This is a genomic window from Paenibacillus sp. PvR098 (assembly GCF_017833255.1).
In the GTDB taxonomy this organism is placed as follows: Bacteria; Bacillota; Bacilli; order Paenibacillales; family NBRC-103111; genus Paenibacillus_G.
The window spans coordinates 206,823-221,853 of the sequence record NZ_JAFIBU010000001.1 but is presented as its reverse complement, the minus strand read 5'-3'; the positions used below and the strand labels follow the sequence as shown (position 1 = coordinate 221,853).

General features: G+C 49.7%; 17 protein-coding genes. 3 read left to right on the top strand and 14 right to left on the bottom strand.

Translation table 11 applies throughout. The features are described from left to right. The first annotated feature begins 54 nt into the window (after window positions 1-54). Window positions 55-576 carry a hypothetical protein gene (locus JOE45_RS01065; RefSeq protein WP_210021943.1) on the top strand — a complete coding sequence of 174 codons (522 nt, stop codon included), beginning with the start codon at window positions 55-57 and terminating at the stop codon, window positions 574-576. A gap of 165 nt (window positions 577-741) precedes the next feature. On the opposite strand, the gene JOE45_RS01060 is transcribed toward JOE45_RS01065, so the two are convergent. After that, window positions 742-2,076, bottom strand: a complete 1,335-nt coding sequence (locus tag JOE45_RS01060; protein ID WP_210021944.1) for a PhoH family protein — start codon at window positions 2,074-2,076, stop codon at window positions 742-744. 107 nt (window positions 2,077-2,183) lie between these two features. On the opposite strand from JOE45_RS01060, the gene JOE45_RS01055 reads away from it, so the two are divergent. Next, on the top strand, window positions 2,184-2,705 hold the full coding sequence (locus tag JOE45_RS01055; RefSeq protein WP_210021945.1) for a YhcN/YlaJ family sporulation lipoprotein: 522 nt from the start codon (window positions 2,184-2,186) through the stop codon (window positions 2,703-2,705). Window positions 2,706-2,739: 34 nt separating this feature from the next. Here the strand turns inward: JOE45_RS01055 and JOE45_RS01050 are convergent, their stop codons facing one another. The 13 genes from JOE45_RS01050 to JOE45_RS00990 all read right to left on the bottom strand — a co-directional run bounded on the left by JOE45_RS01050 (window position 2,740) and on the right by JOE45_RS00990 (window position 12,946). Continuing rightward, complete coding sequence (locus tag JOE45_RS01050; RefSeq protein WP_210021946.1) at window positions 2,740-3,192, bottom strand: pyridoxamine 5'-phosphate oxidase family protein; 453 nt, start codon at window positions 3,190-3,192, stop codon at window positions 2,740-2,742. A gap of 138 nt (window positions 3,193-3,330) precedes the next feature. Continuing rightward, window positions 3,331-3,603, bottom strand: coding sequence for a hypothetical protein (locus JOE45_RS01045; protein ID WP_210021947.1), 273 nt, complete (start codon window positions 3,601-3,603; stop codon window positions 3,331-3,333). A gap of 7 nt (window positions 3,604-3,610) precedes the next feature. Further along, on the bottom strand, window positions 3,611-4,066 hold the full coding sequence (locus JOE45_RS01040; protein WP_210021948.1) for a hypothetical protein: 456 nt from the start codon (window positions 4,064-4,066) through the stop codon (window positions 3,611-3,613). A gap of 40 nt (window positions 4,067-4,106) precedes the next feature. After that, on the bottom strand, window positions 4,107-4,379 hold the full coding sequence (locus JOE45_RS01035; RefSeq protein ID WP_210021949.1) for a YlaH-like family protein: 273 nt from the start codon (window positions 4,377-4,379) through the stop codon (window positions 4,107-4,109). Between the two features lie 91 nt (window positions 4,380-4,470). Next, complete coding sequence (typA, locus tag JOE45_RS01030) at window positions 4,471-6,312, bottom strand: translational GTPase TypA (protein ID WP_210021950.1); 1,842 nt, start codon at window positions 6,310-6,312, stop codon at window positions 4,471-4,473. 194 nt (window positions 6,313-6,506) lie between these two features. After that, window positions 6,507-7,169: a TerC family protein gene (locus JOE45_RS01025; protein ID WP_210021951.1), complete on the bottom strand. Its 663-nt coding sequence runs from the start codon at window positions 7,167-7,169 to the stop codon at window positions 6,507-6,509. Window positions 7,170-7,190: 21 nt separating this feature from the next. Continuing rightward, a complete protein-coding gene (gene thiI, locus JOE45_RS01020; RefSeq protein WP_210021952.1) occupies window positions 7,191-8,402 on the bottom strand; it encodes a tRNA uracil 4-sulfurtransferase ThiI in 1,212 nt (403 codons plus the stop codon). Then, window positions 8,399-9,568 (bottom strand): cysteine desulfurase family protein, encoded by a 1,170-nt coding sequence (locus tag JOE45_RS01015; RefSeq protein WP_210021953.1) that lies wholly within the window; start codon window positions 9,566-9,568, stop codon window positions 8,399-8,401. Before JOE45_RS01015 ends, thiI begins: the two co-directional genes overlap by 4 nt. A gap of 87 nt (window positions 9,569-9,655) precedes the next feature. After that, window positions 9,656-10,348 carry a lytic transglycosylase domain-containing protein gene (locus JOE45_RS01010; protein ID WP_210021954.1) on the bottom strand — a complete coding sequence of 231 codons (693 nt, stop codon included), beginning with the start codon at window positions 10,346-10,348 and terminating at the stop codon, window positions 9,656-9,658. 148 nt (window positions 10,349-10,496) lie between these two features. Next, a complete protein-coding gene (locus tag JOE45_RS01005) occupies window positions 10,497-10,919 on the bottom strand; it encodes a hypothetical protein (protein ID WP_210021955.1) in 423 nt (140 codons plus the stop codon). A gap of 30 nt (window positions 10,920-10,949) precedes the next feature. Then, window positions 10,950-11,159, bottom strand: a complete 210-nt coding sequence (locus JOE45_RS01000) for a DUF1540 domain-containing protein (protein ID WP_210021956.1) — start codon at window positions 11,157-11,159, stop codon at window positions 10,950-10,952. A 66-nt stretch (window positions 11,160-11,225) separates the two neighbouring features. Next, window positions 11,226-12,365 (bottom strand): glycoside hydrolase family 15 protein, encoded by a 1,140-nt coding sequence (locus JOE45_RS00995; protein ID WP_210021957.1) that lies wholly within the window; start codon window positions 12,363-12,365, stop codon window positions 11,226-11,228. Between the two features lie 80 nt (window positions 12,366-12,445). Then, on the bottom strand, window positions 12,446-12,946 hold the full coding sequence (locus JOE45_RS00990; RefSeq protein WP_210021958.1) for a YpuI family protein: 501 nt from the start codon (window positions 12,944-12,946) through the stop codon (window positions 12,446-12,448). A gap of 216 nt (window positions 12,947-13,162) precedes the next feature. On the opposite strand from JOE45_RS00990, the gene JOE45_RS00985 reads away from it, so the two are divergent. After that, window positions 13,163-15,016 (top strand): S8 family peptidase, encoded by a 1,854-nt coding sequence (locus JOE45_RS00985; RefSeq protein WP_210021959.1) that lies wholly within the window; start codon window positions 13,163-13,165, stop codon window positions 15,014-15,016. Window positions 15,017-15,031 lie beyond the last annotated feature (15 nt).

The following is a 15,031-nucleotide window of genomic DNA, read 5'->3' as shown; positions in this document are numbered from 1 at the left end:
GTTTAGTAAAAGGTTACAATTGTTGAGACAGGTAGAAAGAGAGGAACGGCTCATATGAGGGAATTACAAATCAAATACGGTTTGGCTATGGATATGCCCGAGGACAAGCGAGCTGGATACTATGCCCAAATCGTGAAAGCACTGGCCGGCAAAGCAAGCGTCTTCGATCGGGACAAAGAGCTCCTGATTTTCTCCACTTTACTGGAGCGCGATGAAGCAAAGCCGATCATGCGCCAGTATAACATTCCATACGAGGAGATGGATTTGCTGCTGCTACCTTCCGGCGTGCGAACGCATCCATCCTTCGATGATTACGGTTTTATCACTCGGTTGGAGAACCCCTATCTGTATGCGGATATGACCGTCGTATGTAAGCTGAAGAAACCGGAAGAGCCATCCGGCCGGCCGTATGAGCCCGAGCAAGCGGAAGCTCAGCTGGAGGAACATCTGCTGGCGGATTGGAGCTCTGCCGATGAAAGCGGCTCAGTGTACACCCTGGAGAAGCAGCACGCCGAGCTTGCCGAAGGCATTGCCCGCGCCTACGGCTGCAAAATCGAATGGACATATGGGCCTTAGAGCGGCGGCCGCTATGCGCTCCTTCAGCCTCAGAAAAAGCGGCTGATAACGATATAGGATATCGCTAATCAGCCGCTTGATATTGTAGTAACGATCTATATTTCCTACCCCATCGTCACATTAAGCCCCAACGTTTTCTTTTCCTTCCGCTCAAGGTCCACTACTTTATAGCAAATCTGCCGCAAGCTGCGCCAGATGGGAGCGTTCGCCTCGCTCCAGCATGATGTGCCCGCTGATGTTTTGCTCCTTAAAGCGTTCCACCACATAAGTCAGACCGTTGCTGGATGCATCGAGGTAAGGATGATCGATTTGCTCCGGATCCCCAAGAAGAACGATTTTGCTGCCTTCGCCGACGCGGGACACGATCGTTTTGACCTCATGCTTGGATAAATTCTGTGCCTCATCGATAATAATAAATTGTCCCGGTATGGAACGTCCGCGGATATAAGTCAGCGCTTCAACCTGTATACTGCCGATCCCGGCCAATATTTTCTCGATATCTCCCGGTTTTTTCGTATCGAATAAATATTCCAAGTTATCGTAAATCGGCTGCATCCAAGGGCGCAGCTTCTCCTCTTTCTCTCCAGGCAAATAACCGATGTCTTTACCCATAGGAACAACGGGGCGGGCGATCAGAAGTTTCTTGTATTTCCGTTCGTCTTCCACCTTCATTAAGCCAGCTGCAAGCGTCAGAAGCGTCTTGCCTGTACCCGCCTTACCGGTCAGGGTAACCAAAGGAATCTCATCGTTGAGAAGCAGCTCCAGCGCCATCCGCTGTTGGGCGTTTCGCGCCGCGATGCCCCAAATCGGGTCGTTGCTCAAAAAGAGCGGCTCCAGCTTCTTGCCGTCAGCGTCCACCTTCAGCAGCGCCGATTTGCTGGTCCCCATTTCGTCCTTAAGAATAATAAATTCGTGAGGATGCACCGGATATGTCAGGCCCAAGGAGCTTGCGCTAAGGTTACGGTACGTATAAAATTCGTCAATAACAGAAGGATGCACAAGAATGGTCAGATGACCGGTATAAATTTCATCCGCCACACTTACGATCCGGTCCGTTAAATAGTCCTGCGCTGTAATCCCGAGAACATCCGCCTTTATCCGTACGAGTACGTCCTTACTAACCAAGATAACCGGCTTCGGATCAGGCTTCTCATTTTCCTCCAGATGATAATTAAGTGCAACCGCTAAAATCCGGTTATCGTTCGTTACATCTGCAAACACCTCTTGAAGCCTTGCAAAGCTTCTGTGATTGAGTTCCACTTTCAAACTTCCGCCGTTTTCGAGATCAATGCCCTCAAAAAGCCTTCCGCTGCTTCGGAGTCCATCCAACATCCGGGAAATCTGGCGGGCGTTACGCCCGAGCTCATCCGCGTTGCGCTTTTTGGAATCAATTTCCTCAAGCACCACTGCCGGTATAATCACTTCGTTATCCTCAAAAGCATATATGGCATTTGGATCCTGCAACAGCACGTTGGTATCCAGCACATAAACTTTTTTCATCTTGGTCCCTCCCAGATTTGGTGTTTGGCAAAAGCTAAATACATAGGAACTAGCCAGTTAGGACAAACTAACCAAAATAGATGATGAAAAGAAAGGAACGAGGATTAATGATGAAATTTGTCGGGATCATAATGTTGTTGTCCGCTGTGCTAACAGGTTGTACCCAATCACCAAAGAATGGAGCTGCTCCTTCCCAGACTGTTGAACAGAACCGTCAAGTAAAAGTGAACCAAACAGCTCCTCAAAAGAAAGAGATTACAGATCCCGGAGCCGTTGCCCAAAGGCTGGAGCAACTAGCAGTCAGTGTGCCGAACGTGGAGAGCGCCAATTGCGTCGTGTTCGGCAATACGGCTGTCGTGGGAGTCAATGTTCCGCAAGGCATGGATCGAGCAAAAGTCGGTACGATCAAGCTGTCTGTGGCAGAAGCGCTAAAACATGATCCTTATGGTGTAGATGCAATCGTAACTGCGGATATGGATCTTGCCGAGCGCTTGCGGCTCGTCAGAGATCATATACAGAACGGCAGAGCGATCAACGGGTTCGCGGAGGAAATGGCAGCCATAATCGGAAGAATTGTTCCACAACTGCCGCGGGATGTAGTGCCGCCGCAAACAAACCCAGGCCGTTAATCTGTAGAAAAAAAGCCTAGAATGCGAAACGATTCTAGGCTTTTTTCATGGCGTCAAACACCTGCGTGTCCAGCTTCTCAGCGGCACGCTTGTCGTATGTTTTTTCATATTCAGGGGCAACGGAAATGCGCGCTCCGTAGAACATCGCATCCCGCACCGCGGAAATATCGATGTCATAACAGGCCAGCTTAAACGGAACTCCGTCTAACGCTTCGGTAACAAGACGAACTGTACCGTAAATGGCATGTACCGAGCCGGCGCCGATGAAGGTCAAATTCACTTGCGGCTGCTTCCCTATGTTGGTCCCGATGCGGGAACGCTGGTCCACAGCGAAACGAATCGTTTTCTGATCCTTGGCATAGAGCCAGGAAATCGCATTCATGCCCGGCGCACCGGTTTCATGATCAACCGTGCTTAACAAAGCAAACGATTCCTTTTGCAATGTGTCGAATAGCTGTTCCGAAAGAGCTGTGATCGTTTCGGCCATGGATTCCCCTCCTACAGGTATTGTAGCTGTTTCTAAATTCATTATATCATAGGTGCATAGTGACAGCTACAAACAGTTGTCATGACACTCCCTTCGAATATTAATATTTTATTGTATCTCCAAGCCTCATGGTTTATGTCATTCATTGTATTTTGGGTTCGAATTAATGTCCTCCAGCAGTTGTTCCGCAGACTCTCGGTCAAACTCCTGAGTTCGATGCTCCTCCGCCGTCTCATATTGAATCCGGTATACGCTATTATCCGAGGTATAACTAAATCGGGTGAGATGATGGTCTTCCCGTAATATCACTTCAAAAAAGTCTCTCGTCTCGGCGGCTGCGTGATCTTCCGGACGAGCTTCGGCGACGATGCTGATTTGCAGCCAATTGAACAGCGCATCCTGTAATTTCAAAACGCTTTCAGTCCTCTCTCAGCAAAATTACATGGCGGCCTTCAGCCAGCCACTTCCGCATAGTCTGCAACCATGGCCCCGTATCCTTATCATTGACCGTGTCTAATAGTAAGGAAGAAGCCTCTTGCGGTGTCATCAAACGGTTGAAATACGCTTCAGCACAATGGGATAAAGGGTATTCTTCCGCTTGAATGGACTCCGTGTCTTGTTGTTCACCGGCGACTAGACGGATAGCCAGTCCATGTCCCAAATCAAACGGAAGCATGTCCGTTCCGCATGCGTCCAGCGCTTCGTCCGCGAGCAGGAGCTCCGCCTTGAAGCTTAGAAGCAGCCGAGGATGAACCGGGCGAAGCGCCTCGACAAATCGAATGCGGGCTTCTTCCGGCTCCAAAAGAATCTTATCCTCGCCGAGCAGGGCATATTGCCCATCCCACAGGATCGGTATCAGCCAAAATTTAGCCATTGGGTATTCACTCCCATCCGAGCGCGTTGCTTAGAATGCTCTACTCCTTTTTTTCGTTTCGCTCTTGAACGAAGTAACGGATTCTGACCATGAACATCAATGCCACGGCGAGAGATAAGCTCGGCACAATCGGCAGACCCGCTAATTGAAAGAAAAGCAGCATGCCGGAGCCTAACGCGAGCATCAAGTAGATGATGGCGTCTTTTAGGATCGGTAGCTTCCGTACCCGAAACACTTTATTATACACGTAAGTGATAAGAACAAAAATCAAAATCCAAGTGATGTAAGGATGCGCGCGAAACCATTCGGTCATAATGACACCTCCCTTTGTGGAACTATCTTTCATTATGGAAAAGAAAGCTCTGATCTCTCAGAGCCCTCTTTGTGAAGCATATGATCATTCATTACACGCCAGCTTCCGCCATTTTGCGGTGCTTTTCAGCGCGCTCACGTTCGTTTTTGTTCAAAATTTTCTTCCGCAAGCGGATGGATTTCGGTGTAATTTCACAGTATTCATCGTCGTTCAAATATTCGAGCGCCTGCTCAAGGGAGTAGAGCCGCGGCGTCTTCATCTTCACGGTGTCATCCTTCGTAGCAGAGCGTACGTTGGTCAACTGCTTCTCTTTGCAAATGTTAACGATGATGTCATTGTCGCGGGTATGCTCTCCAACGATCATTCCTTCGTAAACTTCGGTTCCCGGTTCAAGGAATAACGTACCACGGTCTTCTACCGACATCATGCCGTAGAACGTCGTAACACCCGTCTCACTGGAAACCAATACGCCTTCGTGACGACCACCAACTCCGCTGCCCGCATAAGGACCATAGCTGTCGAACGCATGGTTCATAACTCCGTAACCGCGAGTCAACGTCAAGAAATAAGTCCGGTAGCCAATCAGACCACGCGCAGGAATAAGGAATTCGAGACGTACATTCCCCGACCCGTTGTTGATCATATTGACCATTTCCGCTTTGCGGGTGCCCAAACTCTCCATGACCGAGCCCATGCTCTCTTCCGGAACGTCGATAATGAGGCGCTCGATCGGCTCCATTCTTTGTCCGTCTATATCCTTAATAATAACCTCCGGTTTGGATACTTGTAGCTCAAAGCCTTCACGGCGCATATTTTCAATCAAAATTCCAAGATGCAGTTCACCGCGTCCGGCTACGACGAAAGCATCAGGGCTGTCCGTCTCATCCACGCGAAGACTTACATCCGTTTCCAATTCTTTAAACAGACGCTCCCGCAGCTTTCTGGACGTTATCCATTTGCCTTCCCGTCCAGCAAACGGGCTGTTGTTCACGAGGAACGTCATTTGCAGCGTAGGCTCATCAATCTTGAGCACCGGCAGCGCTTCAGGATTAGCCGGATCTGCCAACGTTTCTCCGATATTGATATCTTTAATACCGGCGATAGCAACGATATCGCCCGCCCCCGCTTCTTCAATCTCCAAACGCTTCAAGCCTTGGAATCCGAACAGCTTCTCAACGCGAGCTTGCTTGATCTGCCCTTCACGGTTGATAACAGCGATCGGTTGGCCTTGGCGCACGGTACCGCGATTCACACGACCGACGGCAATCCGGCCTAAATATTCGTTATAATCCATCAATGTAACGAGGAACTGCAGCGGCTGGTCCACAGCTTCCGTCGGATGTGGAATATGCTGGACAATGGTCTCATAGAGCGCCTGCATGTTCTCGTCCTGACGTTCCGGGTCGATGCTGGAGGTTCCCATCAACGCAGAAGCGTATGCGACAGGGAAGTCCAATTGGTCGTCATCGGCGCCAAGCTCGATAAACAAATCAAGCACCTCGTCCACTACTTCGGCAGGACGGGCATTCGGACGGTCGATCTTGTTCACGACGACAATCGGAGTCAAATGCTGCTCGAGTGCTTTGCGCAAAACGAATTTCGTTTGCGGCATGGTACCTTCGAAGGCATCTACAACAAGCAGAACGCCGTCAACCATTTTCATAATTCGCTCTACTTCACCGCCGAAGTCGGCATGGCCTGGCGTATCCACGATATTAATCAAATAGTCTTTGTAATTAATGGCCGTGTTTTTCGCCAATATCGTAATGCCCCGCTCACGCTCCAAATCATTGGAGTCCATGGCACGTTCCTGAACTGCTTCGTTATCGCGGTACGTTCCGGATTGTTGAAGCAGCTTATCTACCAGCGTCGTTTTGCCATGATCAACGTGAGCAATGATGGCAATATTTCTTATCTTGTCTCTTGAATGCATAAGTCACAAAACCCTCTCTTCAGATGTGGCTTGATATCCGCGAGCGGGCACGTATGAAGCCTGCGCGGAAGCCCGTTCATAAAAGAAGCGTCGGACGTAAGCGCCGACGCTACAATTCACTCTTCATTATACGCGAAATGGAACTAAAACGCAAGGACTTGAATGAGCTTCACTAATCAGTAAGATCGTTAATTTCAGGAAGACCTTGGCGTTAACACAAATTTTTTCAAAAGTCCGGATCCGATAACAATGAGCGTCGTAATGACAGGCAAAACATAATGGGATATATTCCCGAGCAGCCAACTGGATACCTGATGGTCCGCCATAAACATTTCACCCGCGGTATAACCCAGGATCCCCGCTCCCACAAAAACAAGCACAGGGAATTTTTTAAGCAAATTCACCACAAGCGTACTACCCCAGACAATAATGGGAACGCTCATTGCGATACCGAGAATAATAATACCGATTTCGCCTTCCGCCTTAGCCGCAATAGCTAGTACATTATCAAGACTCATGACGAAATCCGCTACAATAATGGTCCAAATTGCCTTGCCCAGTGTCGAGGCTTCTTTAACGTTGGAGTGGTCTTCCTCGTCCATCATCAGCTTGATCGCGATCCACAGCAGCAGAACCGAGCCTGCGGTTTGGATGTAAGGTACCTGAAGAACGTATACTGCAGCGAGGGTCAATATGATGCGTATGCCTATCGCTCCGAAGGTACCCCACCAAATGGCTTTTTTTCGTTCTTCCAGCGGAAGCTTTTTACTGGCAAGCGCAATGACCACCGCATTATCCCCACTGAGCACGATGTTAATCAGCATAATTTGCAGAAAAAGCACGATCCATTCAATCAAGATGACACGACCTCCAGTTTATTAGAAAAAGGAAGAGAATTTGTCTTCCTTGATCTCTTTATCGTCAATCCAGATGGTTTGTGTGTTTCGAACAGCTTCCTCGATCTCGTCCTGAAGCCACTCCAACTTGCTTTCAATGCTCTCCACCACTTTGAGATTCGGGTTTGTACTGGGGCTTGGCGGTAGAAACAACGTACAGCAATCCTCATGGGGTAGGATCGAAATCTGGAATGTATCTATGGCTTCAGCCACTTGTATAATTTCCCGCTTCTCCATGCATACCAGAGGGCGGATCATCGGTAAGCTTACCGCTCGTCCGATGGTGTTCATACTGGACAGCGTTTGACTTGCCACCTGCCCGAGACTCTCTCCCGTTACAATCGCTCCGGCCCTATTCTCTTCCGCCAGCTTTTCCGTAATGCGGAGCATCGCGCGGCGAAGCAATGTAATCAGCAGATTCTTATTGTACGCCCCATGGATTTTAGTCTGTACCGATGTGAAGGAGACCATATGGAGCTTCACGGGACCGGCGTAAGCAGACAGCTTTTTTAGCAGATCCATCACTTTTTGCTGCGATTTTTCATTCGTATAGGGATAGCTGTGAAAATGTACGGCCTCCAGTTTAAGGCCTTGTCTTAGCGCTAGGTAACCCGCGACCGGGCTGTCAATTCCGCCGGAGAGCATCAGCATCGCCTTCCCATTGGAACCGAGCGGAAAGCCTCCGGCCCCTCCATCTACCCGGCAGTACAGCAGCGCTTGCTGTTCGCGAAGCTCTACTCTGAGTTCGGCTTCCGGCCGGTGCACGTCCACCTTTAAATCAGGAAATGCCCTTAATACATACCCCCCTACCAAACGGTTCATTTCTTGGGAATCGTAAGGAAAGCTTTTATTTATTCTTCGTACACTTACTTTATATGTTTGCGGGAAGGGTTGTAATGACTCCATAACTTTAAAAGCCGTATCTTGTATACGTTCCAACTCCAAGGAGGTGGTATAAATCGGGCTGAACGACGCCAAGCCTAACACTTTTTGCAAAAATGGCGCCAATTCTTCATAGTCCACACCGTTTAAGTGCAATATGATTCTCCCGAATTCCTTCTGATACGTTATAGTCTCAAAAGAACGTAGCGTACGTTTGACTTGTTCGAATATTGTCTTCTCAAAGCGGTGCCGATTGCGCCCCTTTAATGTCAATTCCCCTAGCCGTAGAATGGCTTGCTGTGGTCTAATCATGAGTTTCTCCTTCCTTTCTGTGAAGCGGCCGGCTTCAGCTCGGCGACCACTTCCTGCAGCGCAGAACAAAACCTCAGCGCGTCCTCATGTGTCTGCTGAAGCGAATAACTGAGTCGTATGCCGCTTACCGCCGCCGCATGGCTAGCCCCCATGGCCAACAGCACCCGGCTCGGCTTCTCCGCTCCGGAAGAGCATGCCGATCGGGCCGAGACGCAGACGCCCCGCTGCTCTAGAGCATGTACAAGCACTTCCGATTTCATGCCGGGATACGAAAAATGAACGATATGCGGGGCCATGTCTTCCGGCTGCTTCGAGCCGCTGAGTACCAGCTCCGGTATAGTAGAAATACAACGAACAAGTTCTTTCCTCAAGCCAGCCGTATGCTCAGCGAAGGCTTGCTGCTCGTCCATCGCCATCCGAACTGCTTTGGCCATTCCCACGATCGCAGGAACATTCTCCGTGCCTGAGCGAAAGCCTTCCTCCTGCCCGCCTCCGTGCAACAGCGGCTCCAGCTCCACACCCCGACGGCAATACAGAAAGCCAATACCTTTAGGACCCCGCAGCTTATGTGCTGCACAAGTCAATAAATCGGCCCCAAGCCGCTCGGGAATGACCGGCAGTTTACCTACGGACTGCACTGCATCGACATGAAAAAGCGTTTTGGGCCTCTCCCGAAGCAATTGGCCGATTTGCTCCATGGGCTGAATCCGTCCCATCTCGTTATTTACATGCATTACGCTAACAAGAATCGTTTCATCCTTCAGTGCCTTTTTTAAATCATTTAGGCGGATTTGCCCCGTTTCATCCACCGGCAGGTAGGTGACCTGATAGCCTTCTGCCTCCAGCCTGCGAAAGGTTTCATACACAGATGCATGCTCGACCATGGAGGTAATCAGATGGTTTCCCCTGTGCCGGTACCGTCCTGCCGCGCCGCGAATGGCCAAATTATTACTCTCCGTCCCGCCTGATGTGAAGCGGATTTCTCCAGGAGCACACTTTAGCATAGCAGCAATGGTTTGCCGTGCTCGGGCTACAAGCTGCTCCGCATCAGCTCCCATGGCATGCAAAGAAGACGGATTGCCATAGAACTTTCTCATCACTTCCGTCATCGTGTCAATCACTTCTTCGTACATCGGCGTTGTCGCCGCATAATCCATATAAAGCAAAAACTGTTCCTCCTTTTAACAAAAGACCAACTGCAGCTTTCCTCCCGGCAACCGATGCGGAAGACTGCAATTGGTCTTATGACCTCATTACACTATGGGCTCGTAATCCTGCTTTAGACGCATCACTTTACTAACATATTGCTGTGTTTCGCCCGGCAGCAAATGGAGCTTGGCCATCAGTTCAGCATCGTTCTTGATGCCTAACCGGTCTACACGCCCCGGTCCTGCGTTATACGCCGCGAGAGCAGTACTGGCATTACCGTTGTACTTTACAAGAAGATTGGATAAGTAGCGTGTGCCGCCTTCTATATTCTGTACAGGGTCGAACGGATTCGTAACACCTAGACCTTGCCCTGTCGCATCCATCAGCTGCATCAACCCTTTGGCACCTGCTCGGGATACCGCATTAGGGTTGAAGGAAGATTCCGCATCAATGACAGCTTTAACCAAACTCGATTCCACACCGAACCGCCGGCTTGCTTCTTGAATGAGCGTTTCATACTCGGTTGGCTTGCTGGCTGAAAGACGCTCCTGAACCAGCGGGTTCATGGACATAAGGCCTGGCATGGACATCAGCGTTGGCTTAAGGGAAGGAGCAGGTGGTATATCCTGCTGATCTTTCATGGCGAGCAGGCCGCCTAGGAGCTCCGAGAAGTCGCTGTTCCCCTCCTCACCGGTGGTTCCGCCTGGAGAGGACAGCAGATCGGATTTGCTCAACATTTGGAGCCGCAGCAATTCTTTTAGGGTTCTGGGATCGATTGATCCAGGATTCAAACTCATAATGGCTTTAAGCTCCTTGGTTTACTATCTCACAATCTCAATATCGTTATTGTACACCTTTTTGAGCTTGTCATCTACTCATATTTTAGGGCATTATGTCGAAAAAAAACAGGCCATTGTTCGGCCTGCTTTTTCTCGATCAGCTCCATTACGTATACAAGGGTACCAAAACAAAATAACCCGCCAAAGAAATCAGTCCGATCGCGATAGACCAAGTCCCTAAGGCTCTCTGCCCGAGCATAAAGGCGAACAATCCGAGCAGCGTCGCTGACGAGCCCAGCAGTACCGGGAACATCATGAGCGATAGCACCGCAAGGATCAGAGCGGTATAGCCGAGCCAACGGTACGAAACAGATGGAGCCACATATGGCTGTCCCGCTTCCGATTTCACGGACGCCTTAGGCCCTTCTAGACGGGAACGAGAAGAGTTTAGAGGATATGCCGCTTCAGCAGCAAACTCCTCGTTTACCTTCAACCTCGACTCTTTACGCAACCGCTCCTGCTTACGCCGCTGCAAAGGAATGTCTTGTCGAGCGGATTCGGGATATTTACCCCCGAGCTTTCTTTTCACGCGATGATCGCTCCCTTCTCACGAAGAAGATCATTTCGATTTTTTCGGCTCGAAGGTGTGACAACAGGTATTAGCAACATTACTGGCCTTATCCTTATGATCCACGAAATCTGCGGCAAATTCCGTATCATAACCAAGGTTCGCGTGTTTGTCTACCTCGATCATGATCGTACTTGCATTGCAATTGTTCCCCTGCACCCAATATTCGCAGTTGGCAACGCTGCATTTTACTTCCGGCATGATTATCACCCCCGTCTAATCTTGCCCGTTATGAAGGGGGGATATTCTTACCGCAACATGGCAAAGCTAAAGCTCGCCGAGCTTGTGGTACACGACTAAGAACATGGCATGAGACCACAGCAGGGGCATAGCGGGCAGCCCCCATCTAGCAACCCACTCATCATACTGGCGCCGATCCTCCAGCGCATCCGGCACTTGCTCCGGGAGCCTTCTTTGCTCATCCGCCTTGGAAGCCGCCCACTGAAGCGTTCGCAAAGCTTCCGGCCGATCCCCCATAGACATCCTCACCCATCCGTACCATGCTGTCAGCAGAAGCCACTCTCCGCCTCCATAATACGCATCAGATGTATACCGGCGGATTCCACCCTGCGTTGTGCGCAGATCCGATTCGATTTTCTCCAGCGTTCGCCTCAAGCTAGCATGTTCTGGATCGAACAAGCCAAAGGGCTGGCTAAGCCACATCAGACTCGCGTCTACTCCGTCATTACCGATCGTATAAGCCGGCGAATCTGTTCCATGACACGGAGTCACATATTTGACAAAATGGCCCTGCTCCGGATGAACCGCATGTTCCAGCAAAAACGTCTTGATCTGATTGCAAACATTCTCCAGATCAGACCTGCCGTCCAGCTCGGCGACGCCTTTTAACCCGCCATAAATGCAAGCAAGCGTCGAAGGATGAATATGCTCTGCATGCTCTTCCCAGCAATCGAAGTTCGGCAGCCTCCAAAACGCCTGGAGATAGGCCGCCGTTGCATCAACGCTGGCGCGAAAGCGATCCGGAATTCGACTCTGACCATCAGCCTTCAGATGCTGGATCAACCCCCATAACCAGGTTCCGTATCCGTCCAGCTGAAAATGTCCCCATTCGGATGTAACGTCATCCCGTCCGTCCAAATGATATCTTGTATGTAAAAATTCATTGAGCCCAATAAGCTCGCCGCGGCTTTGTTTCTCCAGCAAATATTGAATATGTCCCTGCTTTCGTTCAACGATACGGCTGACCCACTCGTAAAATTGTCCTGCACTCGTATGCTCTCCTGCACAATCCATGGCATAGGCGATAAAACTGCCATCCCTAAGCCAGCTGTAGTTATAATGAGCGAACAGAGGACTAGCAACATATCCGCCGCTCGGATGCTGGTTCAGGCGGATCAGGCGGACACTGTCCTCAGCAAGCTGCTTCAAATCCATTGTCTGCGACACGCATCAAACCCTCCTTATACAAAAAGAGATGCCTCTGGCGAAGCACCTCTTCCTTATCATTGTACTCCAAGCGGGCAAAATTATACTTTCTCGCCTTGCATACGCTTTTGAGTAATATAGTCGGTTTCGTAATAAGCCAGCTCGTCCCGGAGCATCTCGAATATTTTCGATAGCTCGATCGTCAAGTCCCGAACTACACGGGTTGGCTTTTTGCGGAATCGGATAGCATCCTGACCGGTATAAGCATACCTGCCATCTTCGGAATAGCATTCATTCTTAGGGTAAAAGAAACTGTTCACGCAGCTATGATACACCTCGTAAAGCACCTTCTCTGCATATTCTACATTGAAATTGGGGCGACGGAGAGCCACGCCAAGCTTTTCGTAAGACACTTCAGAAAACACAAGCAGATGTCTCGTATCGGATAAATAGCCCTTGTAAAATTCATCCATAGCTTCGTCGTTGTCCGTATTCAGCTGCTGCAAAGAATGCTCGTTCAGAAAACTCTCCATTTTTGCGATTGCTTCGCTCAGCTTCGTTCTTGATGTTTCACAAAGATTTTTTACGTTAAACACTGCCATAGCTAAAGTAGACCTCCTCAACTTAGAAACCAACATGGACTTTATTAATGACCTGCACCTTCATCCTACCATAAATCTCTTATAAAAGTAACATGAAAAACGTCTAAAAGTATAATTCGCCGTTTCGGGTGTATGTCTCGTTTGGATAACATTACTGTTATAGCAAATCGGTCATCATGGAAAACATAACAGCAAACATTTAGGAGGCAGCAGTCTATGTGGAAATACGTGATGTCCGTTCTGCTTGTTGTCGCCGGCGTGGCGCTGATCTTCCCCCGTGGAGATGAAATGCCCCGTCCCGAGACAGTGACGTCTGCAGCTGAGCTGCAAATGAAACAAATGATAATGAATCAAGATATCGCAAGAACCGATGAACTCTGCCGCAGTGAGTGCAGCATGCTGCTCCACCGCACCGTACAGGAACTGAAAACGAAGGGAAGCGCCGAAGTCATAAATACCTTGAAAAAGGTTCAGGCCGAGCAGCCGCATATGGAGCTGCTGACTTGGACAAAGGCGCAGCAGCCGCTCACCCAAGGAGTTACAACCGGCGCTTTGCGCGACACGGCTAGGCAAACAGTAGAACCATACCTTATAGAAGCTAAGCGGCAAGTAGATGCAGGCAAAGCCTATCAGTCGAATGCGATTCAGGCGGATGGAAGCACGTATTTTGTTATAGGCATTCCATCGGGAGACGGGTCGACTGCGCTTCTGAGTGCTGTACGTCAGCAAATTTTGCAGCAAGTTGCCGATCATCAGCGTAAAAACCTGCGGATGGTCGCTTACCCAAGTGAAGGACGATATAACATCGAATCCGTGGATGCAGATTCACTCCAAGACGTAAAGGTCGATCATCCTGAGGACAACGAAGGCACGAGTCACTATCATGTAAACCAGGTCGTTGTCAAATTTAAGAATGAACCAACTGAAAATAATCTCGCCCAAATCCGGAAAGACATCGGGGGGGGACAATTCCGCAAGCTGGGCTATACGTATGTCTTCGAATCAGGAAACATGGAAGCCAAACAACTGATGAGCTACTTTAAGAAATGGAACATCGAATATGCCGAGCCGCATTTTCTTTACTTAACGAATCAAACTGCGGGTCCCGAGGCGTCAAACACGGATTCGGTGATCACCCCCAACGATTCACTCTACCGTCGCTATCAATGGAATCTGCCCCAGATAGAAACCGAAGCCGGTTGGAATATTACCAAAGGCTCTCAAGACGTTATCGTAGCTGTTGTAGATACCGGTGTCGATATAAAACATCCAGATCTTAGCAATCAATTGGTCAGCGGCTATAACGTGGTCAATCCTGAATCAGACCCTATGGACGATGTGGGCCACGGCACCCATGTAGCAGGAGTGGTCGGAGCACTCGTCAACAATAACTTGGGTGTCGCAGGAATGAGCTGGTACAATCGAATTATGCCAGTGAAAGTGCTCGACCAATCCGGTGCAGGAAGCACATACGCCGTTGCACAAGGCATCATTTGGGCGACAGACCACGGCGCGAAGGTCATCAACATGAGCCTGGGCAATTACGCGGACGCTGAGTTCCTTCACGATGCAATTCGCTACGCTTTTGACCGGGATGTTATCCTGATTGCAGCGAGCGGAAACGACAATACCGAGCGTCCCGGCTATCCGGCCGCGTACCCGGAAGTGTTTGCTGTAGCCGCGGTGGACTCCCAGAAGTCGAAGGCGTCGTTCTCTAATTATGGCGATTATATCGATGTGGCTGCACCAGGAGTAAGCATCGCCAGCACCTATCCGCAGAACCAATATGCGGCCCTCTCCGGCACCTCCATGGCCAGCCCTCATGTTACTGCGCTGGCTGCATTGATCCGCTCCGCTAACCCTGAATTGAAAAATACTGAGGTTATGCAGTTGATGAGAGACACGGCCATGGATCTTGGAGACGCCGGTAAAGATAAATATTTTGGCTATGGCTTGATTGATGTCGTTGCCGCTCTGAAAGCCGCTCAGCCGAGAGCTGCCGGTCATGAAACAGAAACTCAGTTAAGCGGCTGGCCTCAATGGCTGCGAAGATTGCTCATGAATGAATAAACAAGCATACCCAAA

Coding starts and splice junctions, on each gene's coding strand:
- JOE45_RS01065 (WP_210021943.1), top strand. CDS start 55: ATGAGGGAATTACAAATCAAATACGGTTTGGCTATGGATATGCCCGAG.
- JOE45_RS01060 (WP_210021944.1), bottom strand. CDS start 2,076: ATGAAAAAAGTTTATGTGCTGGATACCAACGTGCTGTTGCAGGATCCA.
- JOE45_RS01055 (WP_210021945.1), top strand. CDS start 2,184: ATGATGAAATTTGTCGGGATCATAATGTTGTTGTCCGCTGTGCTAACA.
- JOE45_RS01050 (WP_210021946.1), bottom strand. CDS start 3,192: ATGGCCGAAACGATCACAGCTCTTTCGGAACAGCTATTCGACACATTG.
- JOE45_RS01040 (WP_210021948.1), bottom strand. CDS start 4,066: ATGGCTAAATTTTGGCTGATACCGATCCTGTGGGATGGGCAATATGCC.
- JOE45_RS01035 (WP_210021949.1), bottom strand. CDS start 4,379: ATGACCGAATGGTTTCGCGCGCATCCTTACATCACTTGGATTTTGATT.
- typA (WP_210021950.1), bottom strand. CDS start 6,312: ATGCATTCAAGAGACAAGATAAGAAATATTGCCATCATTGCTCACGTT.
- thiI (WP_210021952.1), bottom strand. CDS start 8,402: ATGATTAGACCACAGCAAGCCATTCTACGGCTAGGGGAATTGACATTA.
- JOE45_RS01010 (WP_210021954.1), bottom strand. CDS start 10,348: ATGAGTTTGAATCCTGGATCAATCGATCCCAGAACCCTAAAAGAATTG.
- JOE45_RS01000 (WP_210021956.1), bottom strand. CDS start 11,159: ATGCCGGAAGTAAAATGCAGCGTTGCCAACTGCGAATATTGGGTGCAG.
- JOE45_RS00990 (WP_210021958.1), bottom strand. CDS start 12,946: ATGGCAGTGTTTAACGTAAAAAATCTTTGTGAAACATCAAGAACGAAG.
- JOE45_RS00985 (WP_210021959.1), top strand. CDS start 13,163: ATGTGGAAATACGTGATGTCCGTTCTGCTTGTTGTCGCCGGCGTGGCG.